The organism is Clostridium autoethanogenum DSM 10061 (assembly GCF_001484725.1).
GTDB classification, from domain to species: Bacteria; Bacillota; Clostridia; order Clostridiales; family Clostridiaceae; genus Clostridium_B; species Clostridium_B ljungdahlii.
Window position 1 is genome coordinate 2,046,256 of record NZ_CP012395.1, and the last position, 15,831, is coordinate 2,062,086.

A 15,831-nucleotide genomic window follows, 5' to 3' on the forward strand; every position below is an offset into this window, starting at 1 on the left:
AATGCTACCTCCTTAAAATATGGATTATCCTGCATAATTGCAACATAATCCACATCAATTGTTTGCTTCTAAAATCTATCAATGAATCCTACTTAGACTGGTCCACAGAGTCCAAGTACTCTTTTCGTCCTGATTCATATAAATTATTGCCCTCTGAATCTATTACTACAATTACAGGTAAGTCTTTTACTTCTAATTTTCTTATAGCTTCAGAATCCAAATCTTCATAAGCTACTACTTCTGCTTTCTTTATGGATTTTGCTACAAGTGCTGCAGCCCCGCCTATTGCAGCAAAGTAAACAGCTTTATTTTTCTTCATGGATTCTATAACTTCTTTTGAACGAAGGCCTTTTCCTATCATTCCCTTTAAACCTATATCAAGCAGTCTTGGTGCAAATGGATCCATTCTATAACTACTTGTTGGTCCTGCTGAACCTATTACATGGCCTGGTTTTGCAGGACTTGGTCCTGCGTAATATATTATTTCATCTTTTACATTTATAGGAAGTGATTTACCTTCATCTAATAATTCAACTAATCTCTTATGAGCAGCATCTCTAGCAGTATATATTGTCCCTGATATTAAAACACTATCCCCTGCTTTTAAAGTTTTAACCTTTTCTTCCGTTAACGGAGTAGTTATCTTTTTTTCCATATACATGCCGTTAAATAAAACGGCTTTTCAACTCCTCTCTGAATTTCAACTTGAAATTTAATATTACAATTCTATTTCCTTATGTCTTGTAACGTGACAATTTATATTTACGGCTACAGGTAATCCTGCTATATGGGTAGGATAAGTTTCTATATTTACTGCAAGAGCTGTAGTCTTTCCCCCTAGTCCTTGAGGTCCTATACCAAGGAGATTTATTTTGTCTAAAAGTTCATTTTCTAAATCTGAATAAAACTTATTTTTATTTCTTTCAGATAATGGTCTTACAAGAGCTTTCTTTGCAAGATTTGCAGCCTTGTCAAAAGTTCCTCCTATACCTACTCCTACAACCATAGGAGGACATGGATTTGGTCCTGCGTCCTTTACTACTTTTATTACAAAATCTTTAACACCCTTAAGACCATCTGCTGGTTTAAGCATTTTTATCTGACTCATATTTTCTGATCCAAATCCTTTAGGAGCCACTTTTATGTTAAGTTTATCTCCTGGAACTATTTCATAATATATTACTGCAGGAGTATTGTCCTTAGTATTAACTCTATTTATAGGATCAGAGACTACAGATTTTCTTAAATACCCTTCTACATACCCCTGGCCTACTCCCTTATTTATTGCGTCTTCTAAACTTCCTCCTACTATATGAACATCCTGGCCAATTGTTATAAATACACAAGCCATTCCTGTATCTTGACACATAGGCACATCTTCATTTTTAGATATATCTATATTTTCAAGTATTTTACCTAAAATGTCTTTTGCAGTAGGCCATTTTTCGTCCTCTTCACATTCTTTTATCTTTTTCTTAACATCCTCCGAAAGATAATAATTGGCATCTATACAGAGATTTCTAACAGCTTTAGTTATAGTGGATACATCTACTTCTCTCATAATTTAACACCATTCTCCTTAATTGTATTTTTAATGTATAACAAGCTCATTATATAAGGTTTTAAAGCAAAAAATCAACTCGTTTTACGTATACTAATTTTTAATTACTAAAATATATCTAAAAGTTAATAAAACATATTTTAGGTCCAATAAAGTATATATGAAAAGGCAGTTTAAAAAACCGCCTTTTCATATATTTTCTATTTTCTTCTATTTACTAATGCAACTACTCTATTCATTTCATTATTAACTATCATATATCCTTCATCTACACCCATACCTGGTTTTGCAAGAACTTGTTTTGCACCGCAAGCCATTCCTATGTTAGTTGTAACTTCTGCGGATCTGTTTGTTTCATTACAAGTTCCTCCACAATAAGCTCCCATATCATGATCTTTACAATACATGATAGCATCAGCTATATTGTTAACTCCACCTAAATCCGGAGTTTTTATTTGAACCATATGACCTGCTTTATTATCTGTAAAGAATTTAACATCATCTACTGTATTACACCATTCATCTGCTACTAATTCTGCATCTATTTTTCTACTATCTATCTCTGCTCTCAAATCCCTTAGAGCTTCCATCTGTTTTTGTCTATCTTCTACATCCATTGGTCCTTCAATTCTCAAATGGAATGGATTTGCTGCTTCTGCAAGTGAAGCTATATAGTCAGCCATAGCTTTTGTATCATATTTAAAGGCAATACCTATAGTTCCATATACATCAATGTGGAATATTGGGCTGTAATCTTTAGAAGTTCTAAGTTCTATTACTCTATTTCTAAGCCACTTAACATATTCTAAAAGTTTTTCTCCATGCATTCCAAGTTTTTCTTCTACATTGTTTATAAGGGCATGTGGCATAACATCTGCACCTTTTATTATCATCTTGTCTACATTATCATATCTATCATCACCGGATTGTGTAAATATTGGAACTCTCTTTATTTCACCTTTTGGATTATATTCATTTCTTATAACTTCTGCCATTGTTATTTTCTTTGATTTTGCTACAGCATCTAATATAGCTTGTGTTATACCATATCTTATAGCTGTATGAAGTCTCTTACCATTTACCTTCATACTATCAAATTCTTCTGCTAATGACTTAAACTCGTTTAATTCTCTTCCTATTAATTTGGGAGCTATTTCCTTTTCTATAACTGGTATAAAATCTTTAGCTAAAAATAATGGATCTCTTCCACCTGCACCTGAATATTGAACAGCAGCACAATCACCATAAGCTACCTGTCCATCTTCTAGTACTAGCATTACGGATATAGCTTCTCCTGCCTGTCTAACTTTAGCAAATCCATCTGTTACAGGTTCGCCCACATAAGTAAATCCATTATGTTTAGCTCCTTTTTTTATAGCTCTCTGATCATCAAAATAAAATCCTGTTTTTCCTTCTGAGCAAATTACGTCAACTATTTTCATTTTAAGTCCTCCTTGAAAATTAAACTGTTTTTTAATTATTTTTCTTTTGGTCTTCCTATAAGTACTCCCTGTCCAACTGCAAATATATCATCTATAGTCATTTGAAAGCTTACTTCTCTATTTTCAAATTTTCCTCTTTCCTGTAACTTTCTCTGATTAAAGTCTTTTAATTCCTGACTAAAAGGAACATTTCCAAAGTGCAAATATCTAACTGCTCCTGTATTATCTCTTGCTGGCATCATCTTGCCTGCATTATATTTACTTGGTGCAAATGGTACATCTATAACTCCAGTTTCAAATGCTTTTACTGTTCCTACAGCTAAATCTCCCTTTCCAAGTTCAAATACTTTATCCAATATGCATTTTACTTCTGCTTTAATTACTGATATTTCATCTTCCAGATCTTTTGACATAGGAAGTCTCTGTCCACTTAACATATTTAAAGCCATTTTTGTAGCTTTTATTCCTGCTGCATTAGCTTCTTTGGTAGGGATTCCTATAGCTTCATGAGGTGTCTTAACTATAACTTTTGTTGCTCCTGCAAGGGCTGCTGTAGCCGCTCCTGTAGATATAACTCCAAAAGCTTTTGCTTCATCTGCAGGGAATCCTCCCATCCACTGATGAAATACTGTAGTTATATAAACATCATTGTATCCGTACTTTTTCAAATATTCATCTATCTGCTGCTCTAATGCTTTCATAGCTGCTACATCCTGAATTACATTACCACACTCACCATATCCTACAGTTATATTCTTAACACCCTGTTCTGCTGCAAGTAACCCCTCTATTATAGCTACTGCATTTGAAGTACTTGGTGGTACTAATGTTCCTGTAAGCGGTCCAAACGGTTCTCTATTTATGGATACTCCATTTTCTTCATAGAACCCAACTAATCTATCACAATACTGCCAATCTACAAGTGACTTAGCTATTGAAACATTCTTTGCATAAGGCACATTATAGGATATACATCCTCCTTCATTTGAAGTAAATCCACCTGCATGAATTATTTCTGCTAAAAGTCTTGAATCTGGAGTACCATGTCTAGCCTGTACTGGTAAATCCAATGCTTCTACTACTTGTCTGCATCCCTTGACTCCGTGATTTACTCCTGGGAATCCATTTAAAAGTGACCTTCCCTGAGATTTACTTTCTTTTATACCTACTTCACATTCATCATATCTATTTTGTCTCGTATAACTATCTATAGTTGTTGGAAGGAGATCAGCTCCTCCTTCATCTTGTAAATGTTTTAATAATTTAATATGATCATCTATAAGTGCAACTCCAGCTCTTGGTTGAGCTAAAGTAATTCCCTGTTCTTTTGCCTTTATTAACTTTTTAGGGAAGCTTTTATGCTCAGGCAATTTCTTTAAATAATCTACTGCTTCCTTAAGATCAACTTCCTTACCTGTTGGCCATTGACTTAAAACTTCTTCTCTAACTTTAAAAAATTGTTCTTCTGACCATTTTTTATTTTTAAGTTCCATATCTTTACCCCCTTATATTTTCTATTTTGTTATACAACATATTTTTTTAGTGTTAACTAAATATTTTTTCATTATTCTAACTGCTATATCCGGATACTCTTCTGAAAGCAGTCCCATAGCAGATAATATATAACTTCTATCTATTAAATACTCTGGATTCTTTGGCTTCAAATGCATAGGATCTTCTGTAGTAAAAATTCCCGCTTTTAATATTTCTTCAGGATTCTCACTATGAACCAATACTCCACCTGTTCCTATGAGGTATTTGGTATTCAAAAGATCTTTTCCTATCTGAGAATATACAACTCCACAAGGGGTATACACACTAGTTAAAACTCCAACATGTCTTTCCATAGCCATTTCCGTAGCTACCTTTGCCATTGCTTCATCAAATTTTATATCTCTTTCATTATCAGGAATCATTTTTATATTTTCACTTCTATATTTACAGCCAGCCTCTATATCTATGCTTTTATCATCTAAATATTTGAGTACCCGTTTAGTACTGGCAGCTTCCCACAAGGACACTGCGGAATATCTCATTCCCAGATCTCCTTCTACAGTTCTCTTTGCAAAAGGCTCCTGTAATCCTCTTAAAGTCACTGCTGGTTTTGTAGGCTCTCCGTCAGCCAAAGAATGTACATCCGTAGTAGCTCCACCTATATCCACTACTACTAAATCACCTATACCCTCTTCTTTATCACTTCCAAGGCTCAAAGTTTTAGCAGCTTTCAATACAGCAGCTGGTGTAGGCATAAGGATGCCATTTATATAGTTTTCAGCATTTTTCATACCTTTGGCTTCAACTATTTTTTCCATGAATATTTTTCTTATTTCTTCCCTAGCTGGTTCAACATTCAAAGTATTTAGCTTAGGCATTACATTTTCAGCTACTTTATAAAACATTCCTGCATCTTCTAATATTTTTGATATTTCATCTTCTGCTACTTTATTTCCTGCTACAACTATAGGAATGTCCATTCCACTTTTAGCTAGCAATTTAGCATTGCCAATTATGCACTCTTTATTTCCACCATCTGTTCCACCGGCTAAAAGTATCATGTCTGGCTTTGAATTTTTTATCTCTTCCATTTCTTTTGAACTCAAATCATAACTATAAACATGCATAACTCTTGCTCCAGCACCAAGTGCTGCTCTTTTAGCAGCTTCAGCAGTAAGCTCTGGTACAAGGCCTATAGCAACCATTTTTAGTCCACCTGCAGCAGACGAGCATGCTAGTTTTTTTACAAAATCAACTTTTTTATCTTTTAATTTACTTTGTAATTCTGCATAGGCTTTGTTAAAACCTATCATTATGTCATCTTCCACTGTAGTTATAGCTTTAGCTGTGCCTAAAATCACTTCATTTTCTATATCTACAGCTGTCAACTTTGTATAGGTACTTCCAAAATCTATAAGCAAATATCCTTTCATAATTAACCACCTCTGTTCTCATAAAGAGGATTCAATAATTAGATTACTTTTATACATTTAAATCTTTTTTCAAATCATTAATTGTAACTTCAGGTAATGTTCCTGGTGGATATATTCTATCAAATCCCATACTCTTAAACTTATTATATACATCTTCCCACTTTTGTTTTCCAACTACTAAATTTCCGCCTGCATAAATTAGTATACCTTTAAGACCTGATTCATCACATTTTTCTCTAAGTCCCCTGCAGTCCATTTCTCCATGTCCATAAAGTGATGATACTAAAATAGCATCTGCTTTAGTTTCAATTGCAGCATTTATAAAATCTTCTTGTGGTGAAAGAACTCCTATATTTATTACGTTAAATCCAGCTTCTGTAATGGCATGATCTAATATTTTATTTCCAACTGCATGACAATCAGATCCAATTACCCCTAAAACTATGGTTTTCATTATAAAACACCTCCAAATTGCATAAATACCAATTAATTAAAATCTTTATTAGCATATATTAATCATATATTAAAAAATAAATAATATTATTTATTTTCAATCTTATTAAATGTCAATTTGCATACTCTAGTTTAATTATTTTGATTGAGTTCAACTATTTTCGATTTTAAATCTTTAATTGAATTATCATCCAGATTATATAAAAATCTCATTATATGCTTCTTGTCCACATTATGTGACTCAACATCTTTATATCTTCCTGGTGAAACTATCAATATATCTACATTATTTATAACTCTTTCAAGTTCCTGATCATTAAAAGTATTAGTAAACTGAATATCAATATCCCCAAGCCCTGCTCTTTCAAGTGCTCCTCTTGCTTTAAACATAAACTCCTTAGAAATACATACAAAAGCAAATTTAGTATTACTAGGATATCTAGCAATCTTAACTATTGTTGCCAAATCTACATTTATGGCTACACCTATTACTTCTTTGTGTAATCCTTCCGTTAGTTTAATTACTTCATTCACATGGTTAAAAGTTGCTATTATAACTTGGCTTTTTTCTATAATCTCCCTAGTCTCGCTGCTTATATTCCTTATGTCATCAAGGGTAAAAGGCACTATATTCATGTCTGTGCTTTCCATAAGCTGTTTACTAAACATTCTAGATTGCTCTATGTTACATTCCACATATACTGCACTAATTTTACTTATAAGTTCTTTCTTTTCCCTTATTCTTTGAGTGACAATTTCTAAAAATACATCTGGATCTATACCCGATTCAATAGCTTCTTCAAACGCAAGATCTATAAACTTTGTTATTTTTTCCTTTGTATTTTGAACTTTCCAAGGATTTGCTTCTTCTGCTACAAAAGTTCCTCGTCCCTGGTAAGATTTTAAAACGCCATCCTGTTCCAATTCATTATAAGCTGTGCTTATAGTATTTCTACTTACATTAAGTTTTTCAGATAATTCTCTTTCTGTAGGCATTTTTTCGCCTACCTTAATGAGGTTACTTTTAACTAAATCCATTATTTGGCTTTTTACTTGTAAATATAATGGTACTCCACTATCTTTATTTATTTTAATGTTTATGGCAATCACCTCAAATTATTGGATTAATGGATTAATCCATTACTTTACCTAAAGGGTACCATAATGCAGGATTAAAATCAATAGCTTTTTGTAAACTTTCAATTTTCAGAAAATTCTTATGAAATTGTTTTCAAAATGTGTTTTTAAAGGATTAGAGACTAAACAAACTCCTTCTTCAATTAGTCTAAATTCAAGGATGGCTACCATTAATTAGTCCAATTTTACTTGGCCCAACCTTAAAGTCCAATTTTGAGAAATGTATCCTAAAATAAGATATCTGAACAATTCCCCTTTAAGAATTGCATATCCCTATGCAATTCTTAAAATTATCTCCCTATAAGGGTTATTTTATTGTAAATATTGGGGAACAAAATTTTTTCCAATATAGATATGCTAAATTTTTTATTTAATTATGATTTTCCTTAACAACACTATTCTTTTTTTTAGTTACATTTTTATTAATGCCAAATACATAATAACAGATAATTAAACCTGCTATCCAAATAGGTCCTAACACAACTGCTATTACAGTATCTGGGTTAAATGCCATCATTATAAATACAAATACTAGATATGCTAAACTAATATAACTTACATAAGGATACCCTTTAGCTGGAAATTTTAATTTTCTTATTTGTTCATGTGTAAGAGTCTTTCTAAATTTCATTTGTCCAAGTACAATCATAAACCAGGCAAAAAGTCCTGCAAAAGTTGCAACAGATGCAATATATGTAAATACTCGTGCTGGAAGAAAATAATTAAGTATAACACCTATAAGCATACATGCTGCAGAACCTAATATTGCATTTTTAGGTACTTTTGTACTACTAAGCTTGCTAAATATTTTAGGTGCCCCACCTTGAAGAGATAAATTGTATACCATACGTCCTGTCGTATAAATACCACTATTACATGAAGATAGTGCTGCAGTAAGTACAACAAAATTTATAATTCCAGCTGCAGCTTTAATTCCTATTTTATTAAATGTTAAAACAAAAGGACTTCCCATTGTTCCTATTTTATCCCAAGGATAAAGTGACATAATTACTGTTAATGATCCAATATAAAATATGCAAATTCTCCAAAAAACCTTATTAATGGCTGACGGTATGGTTTTTTCAGGATTTTTTGCTTCTCCTGCCGTAATTCCTATAAGTTCAGTTGCGAAGAAAGCAAAAGTAACTAGTGGAAGTGCTTTTAGTAAACCTTTTATTCCATTGGGAAAAAATCCTCCATTACTCCATAAATTTTTAAATCCTACTATCTTTCCTCCATTTCCTATCCCAGTAAATACCACAATTAAACCTAAAATTATCATGGCAATAATAGCAACAACTTTTATAATTGCAAACCAAAATTCAAATTCTCCATAAGCTTTTACATTAATTAAGTTTATAGTTATCATTAAAGCAAGTGCTACAAAAGCAGATACCCACCTTGGAACTGATGGAAACCAAAAATTTATGTAAATACCAATAGCCGTAATTTCTGCCATACAACATGAAATCCAATTCAACCAATAAGTCCATCCTGTTAAATAACCCGCAAGTGGTCCTATATACTCATTAGCATAAGCACTAAAAGAACCTGCAAGCGGCTGTTCCACTGACATTTCACCAAGTGCTCGCATGATAAAAAATAAAATCATTCCACCTATGGCATAATCCAGTAGAATTGAAGGCCCTGCCATATTAATAGTACTTGCAGATCCTAGAAATAGTCCAACTCCAATGGCACCACCCAGTGCTATTAACTGAATATGCCTTTCTTCCAATCCACGATTGAGATCTTCATGTAAACCAGAATTTTCATTGCCCATGTAAAATCCTCCCTTTATTTTTATATTTATAAGTCATATCTTCTTATATCTCTATATAATGTAGACACACTTATTCCTAACTCTTTTGCAATCTTTTGTTTTGCTAAAAAGGTATTACCATATTTAAGTAATAACTCTTTAATAGAATTTTTTCTCATTAGTTTCAAACTACTAAACTGATTATTTTCTTTATTACTGTTTAGATTATTGTTAAGCTTTGCTGGAATACAATCTGGCATCAATATATTAGTACTGGCCATATTAACTGAGTATTCGATAACATTTTCTAATTCTCTTACATTTCCCGGCCAATTATATAATAGTAAATGTTTTTTTACTTCTTCTGATATACTAACAATATTTTTTTTAAATTTTTCGTTATATTTCCCCAGGAAATATTCAGCTAACAATATGATATCCTCAGGACGTTTTCTAAGAGGTGGTATCATTATCGGTATTACACATAATCTGTAGAAAAGATCTTCTCTAAATTCACCATTTTTCATCATCTCTTCAAGGTCTTTATTGGTTGCTGCAATTATTCTTACATCTAATCTTATTGATTTTACACCTCCAACCCTTTCTAATTCACCCCGTTCAATAACTCTAAGTAATTTAGGTTGTAAATGCAAAGACAAATCTCCAACTTCATCAAGAAAAATGGTTCCACCATTGGCAAGTTCAAATTTACCCGGTTTTCCTCCCTTATTAGCTCCTGTAAACGCACCCTTTTCATATCCAAAGAGTTCGCTTTCGAGAAGGTTTTCAGGTATAGCGGCACAGTTTATTGCTATAAAAGGTTCATTTTTTCTTCTACTCATCTTACAAATTGCCCTAGCAAATACTTCTTTTCCTGTACCACTCTCACCTAAAATTAAAATGTTAGATTCACATCCTGCAGCTTTTGTAGCAAGGCTTTTAGCCTCATTGATAAGTTTGCTATTTCCCTTTATGCTGTCAAAGTTTATATTCAAATGTGAAGCATCTGCTAAAAGTTTATAAGCTATATTTCCTAATTCTTTCTTTTTCTTAAATACAAAGAGAATATCTATTTTTTCATTACTGTTATTAATAAACTTTACGCTTAAAAACATTCTATTATTAGGAATTGGATATTTTAAAACTACCTCAAATTCCTTATCATATTCTTTTGCATCTTTCATAACATATTCAAAATAATTTTCCGAGAAAATATTCTGAATATTTTTCTCATTTTTTAACATTCCCTTCATAACACTGTTATAAATAAGTATATTCCCTGAAGAATCAGTTAATACAACACCCTCACTTATAGAATTTAAAACTGTCAATAACCTATCTTTTGTCTCTTTTTCTTTTATTTTAATTAAAATGGTTTCTCCTAATTTTTTAGCAAATATACTCAGCTTATCTCTCATTTTAATTTGTTTTTCTTTAAGCTTTGGTGTAAGAGATAAAATAGTAATAGCTCCTATACACTTTACATCATTTTTTATAGGATAATATATGGAATATTCATTAAAGCACTTCCCATATGCACTAATGGGGCAAGTTTTACAAATGTCACTTCCATTGGGGCTGTCAATAACTAGAGGTTTACCATTTTTAATAACATAGTCATTGGCACATCCCTTAGGAAGAGCTTGACCAATCGATTTTTTGAATAATCCGCTTGCTGCAACTCTTACTAAATGGCTGTCTACAACATAGATATCAAATTCAATAACTGAACTCGTTGTCTCTATTAAATTTTGTATAAATTCTCTTATCTCATACATTGAACTATACATATTATTTCACTATCCTGACTAAAACTGTATGTTGTTTGATATTAATTAGCATACCATAGTAATAACTAAGAACTTTCCACCATAATGATTAACAATATATCATAAATATAGTTTATACTTAAATATAGTTAAAACTACATAATTATACTTAAATATACTTTATGCATAAAATATACAATTAGGCTATAGTAACCTTACCTTTTCTAGAAACCTTATTTTTTCTACATGCCTCTATAAATGCCTTAAAAATAAGGAGCTGTTCACCATGTTTTTCTTCTAACATTTCAGGATGCCATTGCGTTCCTAATATAAACCTATCTTCTTTCATTTCAATAGCCTCTACTACTCCATCTGGTGACATTGCAGCAACATTAAAAATACTAGCAACATCTTTTATTGCTTGATGATGATAGGAATTTACTTCTAGTGTATTTCTATTTAAAATTTTATGCAATTTGCTCTTTTCATTAACTAAAACTTTGTGTACAGTATTATACTTTGGCGAACCTATTACAGAATGATTTATAGTAGAATTGTTTTTTAAGTTCGATGAAACTTGGCACAAATCCTGATAAAGTGTTCCCCCACAAGCGACATTTAATAGTTGATATCCCCTACAAACACCCAAAATAGGAACATTACTTTTATTAATAATTTTTTTTGCCAAATATAGCTCCTGTGCATCCCTTTCTGGAATAACTTCTCCTATTTCAGGTCCTATTTCTTCTCCATAATACTTTGGTTCAATATCAGCTCCTCCTGCAAAAATTACGCCATCTACAATATCTATAGCATTTTCAATGTTACCCCTATTGGTGAATACAGGAATAATTAAAGGAACTCCTCCGACTTCTTCTACTACCTTAACAAAATCATTTGCTGCAATTTGCCAGTTCAACTTACTACCAAGACCATTATAAATTTCATCCAACCCATAGCAATAATCTGCACATATACCTATAATTGTTTTCATACTTTATTTCCTCCTATAAAAAATATTAATATATTTTAAATATGACAATTTAATTTATTCATTAAATGTAATTCCTCTCCTTTAGTCATTTTATTAACTAACCTCATAAACAAGCAATAATTATACCAACAATAAATCCTACACTATATAAGGCATATGAGCATACTATAAAAATACTATTGTCATAATGAGAAATCATTATGACAATAGTATTTTTATGATTTTTTCAGTACACTGTTCACTTTTATTTTAGAAATAAAACTCATTTTGACAGTATATTTGTCAAAATGAAAATTACTTCTAATTTGGCAAAAATAAAGTAGACTTTGCTCTTATCACAAAATCTACTTTATTTTAGTTGATATTTAATTAGAAGAATAATATTCTTTCACTGATCTAGCTATAGAATCTGCTATTTTACTCTGATACTCATCCGTAACCAATTTACTTTTTTCCTGGGCATTAGATAGGAATCCACATTCTATCAACACAGAAGGCCTAGTATCTTCACATCTAAGTACCTTATAAGAATTTTTTGCTGCTTTTTCTTTTCTATTATTGTTCTTGTCAAGATCATTAACTAAATTTTTTTGAAGAATATAAGCTAACTTTTTACTATTATCATTTTTAGAGTACCACACCTGGGCTCCATAGTATTTAGTCTGAGGGAACATATTTAAGTGTATACTTATAAACATATTACACTTTGTACTTTTTTTCAATTCACACCTATTATTTAAATCTTCAACTTTCTTTTTTCTTATTCTACCATCATCTGTATACAGACCCTCATCTTTTTCTCTAGTCATAACAACTTTAAACTTCTCTTTTAGTAACTTGTCCTTAAGTTTATTACTTATTTTTAAATTTATTTCCTTTTCCATTATTCCATCTTTTGATATTGCTCCACTATCTATCCCTCCATGACCAGGATCTATAAGTATAGTACTACTTTCTTTAGTAACATTTTCATTACCTAATACTAGAAATGGACATACCATATTTATGCTACATATTGCCAATATCAACAATATAACTCTTGCTTTTTTTATGTTCAATATACACTCACTCCTTATAATTATTTAGAGCCTTAATATATATTTACCCAAAACATAAAAAGTTATTAAATTATTTTCAATAATAAAAAAATAGCTTATACATACACAAATTTTGTATGTATAAGCTATTTTGAACTCTGACATTATCTCTTTGAAAATTGTGGAGCTCTTCTTGCTTTTTTAAGACCATATTTCTTTCTTTCTTTCATTCTTGGATCTCTTGTTAAGAAACCAGCTTTTTTAAGTTCCGGTCTTAAATTTTCATCTGCTTTTAAGAGAGCTCTTGATATTCCATGTCTTATAGCTCCAGCCTGACCTGTAAATCCTCCTCCATGAACATTTACAAGTACATTAAACTTTCCTTTAGTTGAAGTCAATTCCAATGGTTGGTTAACTATAACCTTTAAAGTATCCAATCCAAAGTAATCATCCATATCTCTCTTATTTATAGTTACTTTACCTTCTCCAGGTACAAGTCTAACTCTTGCTATTGACTTTTTTCTTCTTCCTGTTCCAAAATACTGAACCTTAGCCATTTTTTATCCTCCCTCCAGCTCTAACCTAATATTTTAATTCTAATACTTCTGGCTTTTGAGCTTCATGATTGTGCTCAGCACCTCTGTATACTTTTAACTTTTTGAACATTTGTCTTCCTAGTGGACCATCTGGAAGCATTCTTCTTACAGCTTCCTGGAATACAAATTCTGGTTTCTTTGCTAAAGCATCTCTATAAGAAATTTCCTTTAATCCACCTGGATATAAAGAATGATGTCTCAACATCTTTTGATCTAATTTTTTACCAGTTAAAACTACTTTTTCTGCATTTATTACTATTACAAAATCTCCTGTATCAACATGTGGTGTATATATTGGTTTATTTTTACCTCTTAATATTGAAGCAATTTGACTTGCTACTCTTCCAAGGGGCTTTCCTGCAGCATCAACAATGTACCATTTTCTTTCAATTTGTTCAGGTTTTGCTATATATGATTTCATGGCTTTCCCGTTATACAACTAACGGTTTTCAACTCCTCTCTTATTCTAGTTTCTTCTAATCTATAAAAAGAAACTTCTAAATTTTCATAAACGATTCTCTATATAAAGACCCGGGGCTGGTGGGTCCTTTATATCCAAAATACAAACAATTTATATTATAATACAATGTGCCTGGTGTGTCAATCTAGTAAAATATTTTTTCCAAACAAAGGCCTAAGGCTGGTACAGGCTTCCCGGCTTTTGACCTATCCTTAGAGTCTAAGATGTCTTTCACATATTCCGGTGTAAACCTTCCTAACCCTACTTCTAACAAAGTGCCTACTATTATCCTTACCATATTGTACAAGAATCCATCTCCAACTATACTAAATTTAATCAAATTGTCTTCTTGTGCAATAGTTAACTCTTTCACTGTTCTAACAGAAGATTTAGCAGAACTTCCTTTTTTCTTAAAAGCAGAAAAATCATGAGTACCTATAAAGTACTTACATGCATTTTTCATTTTATCAATATCCAATTTTCTCCTAAAGTAATAAACATATTGTCTTCCAATAACAGGCCTATTATTTCCCGTTACTATTGTATAAACATATTTTTTACCTAAGCTGTGATACCTAGAATGAAAACTATTATCAACTTCTCTGGCGTTTAATACAACTATATCTTTAGGTAATACTCCATTTAACGCCATTTTAAAATTAGGACTTGGCATTTTACTATTAGTAAAAAAGTTGCATACAAATCCTCTCGCATGAACTCCTGCATCAGTTCTGCTTGCACCTATAACTTCAGAAAAATTCCCTGTAATTTTTTTAATAGCTTCCTCTAATCTTTGCTGAATTGTCATAGCATTATTCTGTCTCTGCCATCCCGAATAATTTGTACCATCATATTCTATTGTAAGCATTACATTCTTCATTAATGCCACCATACTCTACTGAATATGGACACACACACCAATGCAAAAACACACACTGATGCCGTAAAGTCTTTATTAGTTAACTTAAGCTGTTTCATTCTAGTCCTACCTTCTCCACCTGTGTAACATCTAGCTTCCATCGCCATTGCTAGTTCATCTGCACGCCTAAAAGAACTTATAAAAAGTGGCACAAGGATTGGGATAAGATTCTTAGCTCTCTGAATTATGTTTCCAGATTGAAAATCCGCTCCTCTTGCCATTTGAGCTTTCATTATTTTATCTGTTTCATCCATTAATGTTGGTATAAATCTAAGTGCTATAGTCATCATCATAGCCAATTCATGAGCAGGTACCCCTATTTTTTTCATTGGATTTAAAAGTTTTTCTATTGCATCTGTGAGTTCAATAGGAGATGTAGTTAATGTTAGTAATGAGGTTCCTATAATTAAAAATACAAGTCTAACTGCCATAAATGCAGCCATAACTAATCCTTCTTTGTAGACAACTAAAAACTTCCACTTAAATAAAGGTGGATTAACTCCTGTTGTCATAAATATATTTAACACTGCAGTTATAATAACTAATATGAATATTGGCTTAAGTCCTTTATAAATATATGAAAACTGTATCTTAGATATAAGTATTGAAATTATAGTGAATAATACTATAAATATATAGCCTTTAAAGCTGTTTACTATAAATAAATCTACAATATATATTAAAGATATCAATATCTTAACTCTCGGATCCAACTTATGAACAAAAGAATTCCCAGGTACATATTGACCTATTGTAATATCTTTAATCATTTAC

The 15,831-nt window shown here is 31.6% G+C and carries 15 protein-coding genes; all 15 read right to left on the reverse strand.

Features of this window, described 5'->3' with window-relative positions; genetic code table 11:
* Positions 1-88: 88 nt before the first annotated feature.
* The 15 genes from CLAU_RS09165 to CLAU_RS09235 all read right to left on the reverse strand — a co-directional run bounded on the left by CLAU_RS09165 (position 89) and on the right by CLAU_RS09235 (position 15,827).
* Positions 89-655, reverse strand: a complete 567-nt coding sequence (locus CLAU_RS09165; protein WP_013240648.1) for a Fe-S-containing hydro-lyase — start codon at positions 653-655, stop codon at positions 89-91.
* Positions 656-718: 63 nt separating this feature from the next.
* Positions 719-1,561 (reverse strand): fumarate hydratase, encoded by an 843-nt coding sequence (locus tag CLAU_RS09170; RefSeq protein WP_013240649.1) that lies wholly within the window; start codon positions 1,559-1,561, stop codon positions 719-721.
* A gap of 200 nt (positions 1,562-1,761) precedes the next feature.
* Positions 1,762-3,003 carry a methylaspartate ammonia-lyase gene (locus tag CLAU_RS09175; RefSeq protein WP_013240650.1) on the reverse strand — a complete coding sequence of 414 codons (1,242 nt, stop codon included), beginning with the start codon at positions 3,001-3,003 and terminating at the stop codon, positions 1,762-1,764.
* Between the two features lie 35 nt (positions 3,004-3,038).
* Positions 3,039-4,496: a methylaspartate mutase subunit E gene (locus CLAU_RS09180; protein WP_013240651.1), complete on the reverse strand. Its 1,458-nt coding sequence runs from the start codon at positions 4,494-4,496 to the stop codon at positions 3,039-3,041.
* A gap of 21 nt (positions 4,497-4,517) precedes the next feature.
* A complete protein-coding gene (glmL, locus tag CLAU_RS09185; RefSeq protein WP_013240652.1) occupies positions 4,518-5,930 on the reverse strand; it encodes a methylaspartate mutase accessory protein GlmL in 1,413 nt (470 codons plus the stop codon).
* Positions 5,931-5,979: 49 nt separating this feature from the next.
* Positions 5,980-6,384, reverse strand: a complete 405-nt coding sequence (glmS, locus tag CLAU_RS09190; RefSeq protein ID WP_013240653.1) for a methylaspartate mutase subunit S — start codon at positions 6,382-6,384, stop codon at positions 5,980-5,982.
* 131 nt (positions 6,385-6,515) lie between these two features.
* On the reverse strand, positions 6,516-7,493 hold the full coding sequence (locus CLAU_RS09195) for a GntR family transcriptional regulator (protein ID WP_013240654.1): 978 nt from the start codon (positions 7,491-7,493) through the stop codon (positions 6,516-6,518).
* A gap of 397 nt (positions 7,494-7,890) precedes the next feature.
* On the reverse strand, positions 7,891-9,303 hold the full coding sequence (locus tag CLAU_RS09200) for an amino acid permease (RefSeq protein ID WP_013240655.1): 1,413 nt from the start codon (positions 9,301-9,303) through the stop codon (positions 7,891-7,893).
* 26 nt (positions 9,304-9,329) lie between these two features.
* Positions 9,330-11,072, reverse strand: a complete 1,743-nt coding sequence (locus CLAU_RS09205; protein WP_013240656.1) for a sigma-54 interaction domain-containing protein — start codon at positions 11,070-11,072, stop codon at positions 9,330-9,332.
* A 178-nt stretch (positions 11,073-11,250) separates the two neighbouring features.
* Positions 11,251-12,045 carry a gamma-glutamyl-gamma-aminobutyrate hydrolase family protein gene (locus CLAU_RS09210; protein WP_013240657.1) on the reverse strand — a complete coding sequence of 265 codons (795 nt, stop codon included), beginning with the start codon at positions 12,043-12,045 and terminating at the stop codon, positions 11,251-11,253.
* A 365-nt stretch (positions 12,046-12,410) separates the two neighbouring features.
* Positions 12,411-13,046, reverse strand: coding sequence for an N-acetylmuramoyl-L-alanine amidase CwlD (cwlD, locus tag CLAU_RS09215; protein ID WP_081442111.1), 636 nt, complete (start codon positions 13,044-13,046; stop codon positions 12,411-12,413).
* 200 nt (positions 13,047-13,246) lie between these two features.
* Entirely contained in the window at positions 13,247-13,639 is a 393-nt protein-coding gene (rpsI, locus tag CLAU_RS09220) for a 30S ribosomal protein S9 (protein ID WP_013240659.1), read from the reverse strand.
* A gap of 25 nt (positions 13,640-13,664) precedes the next feature.
* Positions 13,665-14,099 carry a 50S ribosomal protein L13 gene (gene rplM, locus CLAU_RS09225; RefSeq protein WP_013240660.1) on the reverse strand — a complete coding sequence of 145 codons (435 nt, stop codon included), beginning with the start codon at positions 14,097-14,099 and terminating at the stop codon, positions 13,665-13,667.
* A gap of 184 nt (positions 14,100-14,283) precedes the next feature.
* Positions 14,284-15,018, reverse strand: coding sequence for a tRNA pseudouridine(38-40) synthase TruA (truA, locus tag CLAU_RS09230; protein ID WP_013240661.1), 735 nt, complete (start codon positions 15,016-15,018; stop codon positions 14,284-14,286).
* On the reverse strand, positions 15,018-15,827 hold the full coding sequence (locus CLAU_RS09235) for an energy-coupling factor transporter transmembrane component T family protein (protein ID WP_023162484.1): 810 nt from the start codon (positions 15,825-15,827) through the stop codon (positions 15,018-15,020). Before CLAU_RS09235 ends, truA begins: the two co-directional genes overlap by 1 nt.
* Positions 15,828-15,831: the final 4 nt, after the last annotated feature.

What these genes read in the sequence shown, in the direction of transcription:
- CLAU_RS09165 (WP_013240648.1), bottom strand. Translation starts at nt 655, where the DNA reads ATGGAAAAAAAGATAACTACTCCGTTAACGGAAGAAAAGGTTAAAACT.
- CLAU_RS09170 (WP_013240649.1), bottom strand. Translation starts at nt 1,561, where the DNA reads ATGAGAGAAGTAGATGTATCCACTATAACTAAAGCTGTTAGAAATCTC.
- CLAU_RS09175 (WP_013240650.1), bottom strand. Translation starts at nt 3,003, where the DNA reads ATGAAAATAGTTGACGTAATTTGCTCAGAAGGAAAAACAGGATTTTAT.
- CLAU_RS09180 (WP_013240651.1), bottom strand. Translation starts at nt 4,496, where the DNA reads ATGGAACTTAAAAATAAAAAATGGTCAGAAGAACAATTTTTTAAAGTT.
- glmL (WP_013240652.1), bottom strand. Translation starts at nt 5,930, where the DNA reads ATGAAAGGATATTTGCTTATAGATTTTGGAAGTACCTATACAAAGTTG.
- glmS (WP_013240653.1), bottom strand. Translation starts at nt 6,384, where the DNA reads ATGAAAACCATAGTTTTAGGGGTAATTGGATCTGATTGTCATGCAGTT.
- CLAU_RS09200 (WP_013240655.1), bottom strand. Translation starts at nt 9,303, where the DNA reads ATGGGCAATGAAAATTCTGGTTTACATGAAGATCTCAATCGTGGATTG.
- CLAU_RS09205 (WP_013240656.1), bottom strand. Translation starts at nt 11,072, where the DNA reads ATGTATAGTTCAATGTATGAGATAAGAGAATTTATACAAAATTTAATA.
- CLAU_RS09210 (WP_013240657.1), bottom strand. Translation starts at nt 12,045, where the DNA reads ATGAAAACAATTATAGGTATATGTGCAGATTATTGCTATGGGTTGGAT.
- cwlD (WP_081442111.1), bottom strand. Translation starts at nt 13,046, where the DNA reads ATGGTATGTCCATTTCTAGTATTAGGTAATGAAAATGTTACTAAAGAA.
- rpsI (WP_013240659.1), bottom strand. Translation starts at nt 13,639, where the DNA reads ATGGCTAAGGTTCAGTATTTTGGAACAGGAAGAAGAAAAAAGTCAATA.
- rplM (WP_013240660.1), bottom strand. Translation starts at nt 14,099, where the DNA reads ATGAAATCATATATAGCAAAACCTGAACAAATTGAAAGAAAATGGTAC.
- truA (WP_013240661.1), bottom strand. Translation starts at nt 15,018, where the DNA reads ATGAAGAATGTAATGCTTACAATAGAATATGATGGTACAAATTATTCG.
- CLAU_RS09235 (WP_023162484.1), bottom strand. Translation starts at nt 15,827, where the DNA reads ATGATTAAAGATATTACAATAGGTCAATATGTACCTGGGAATTCTTTT.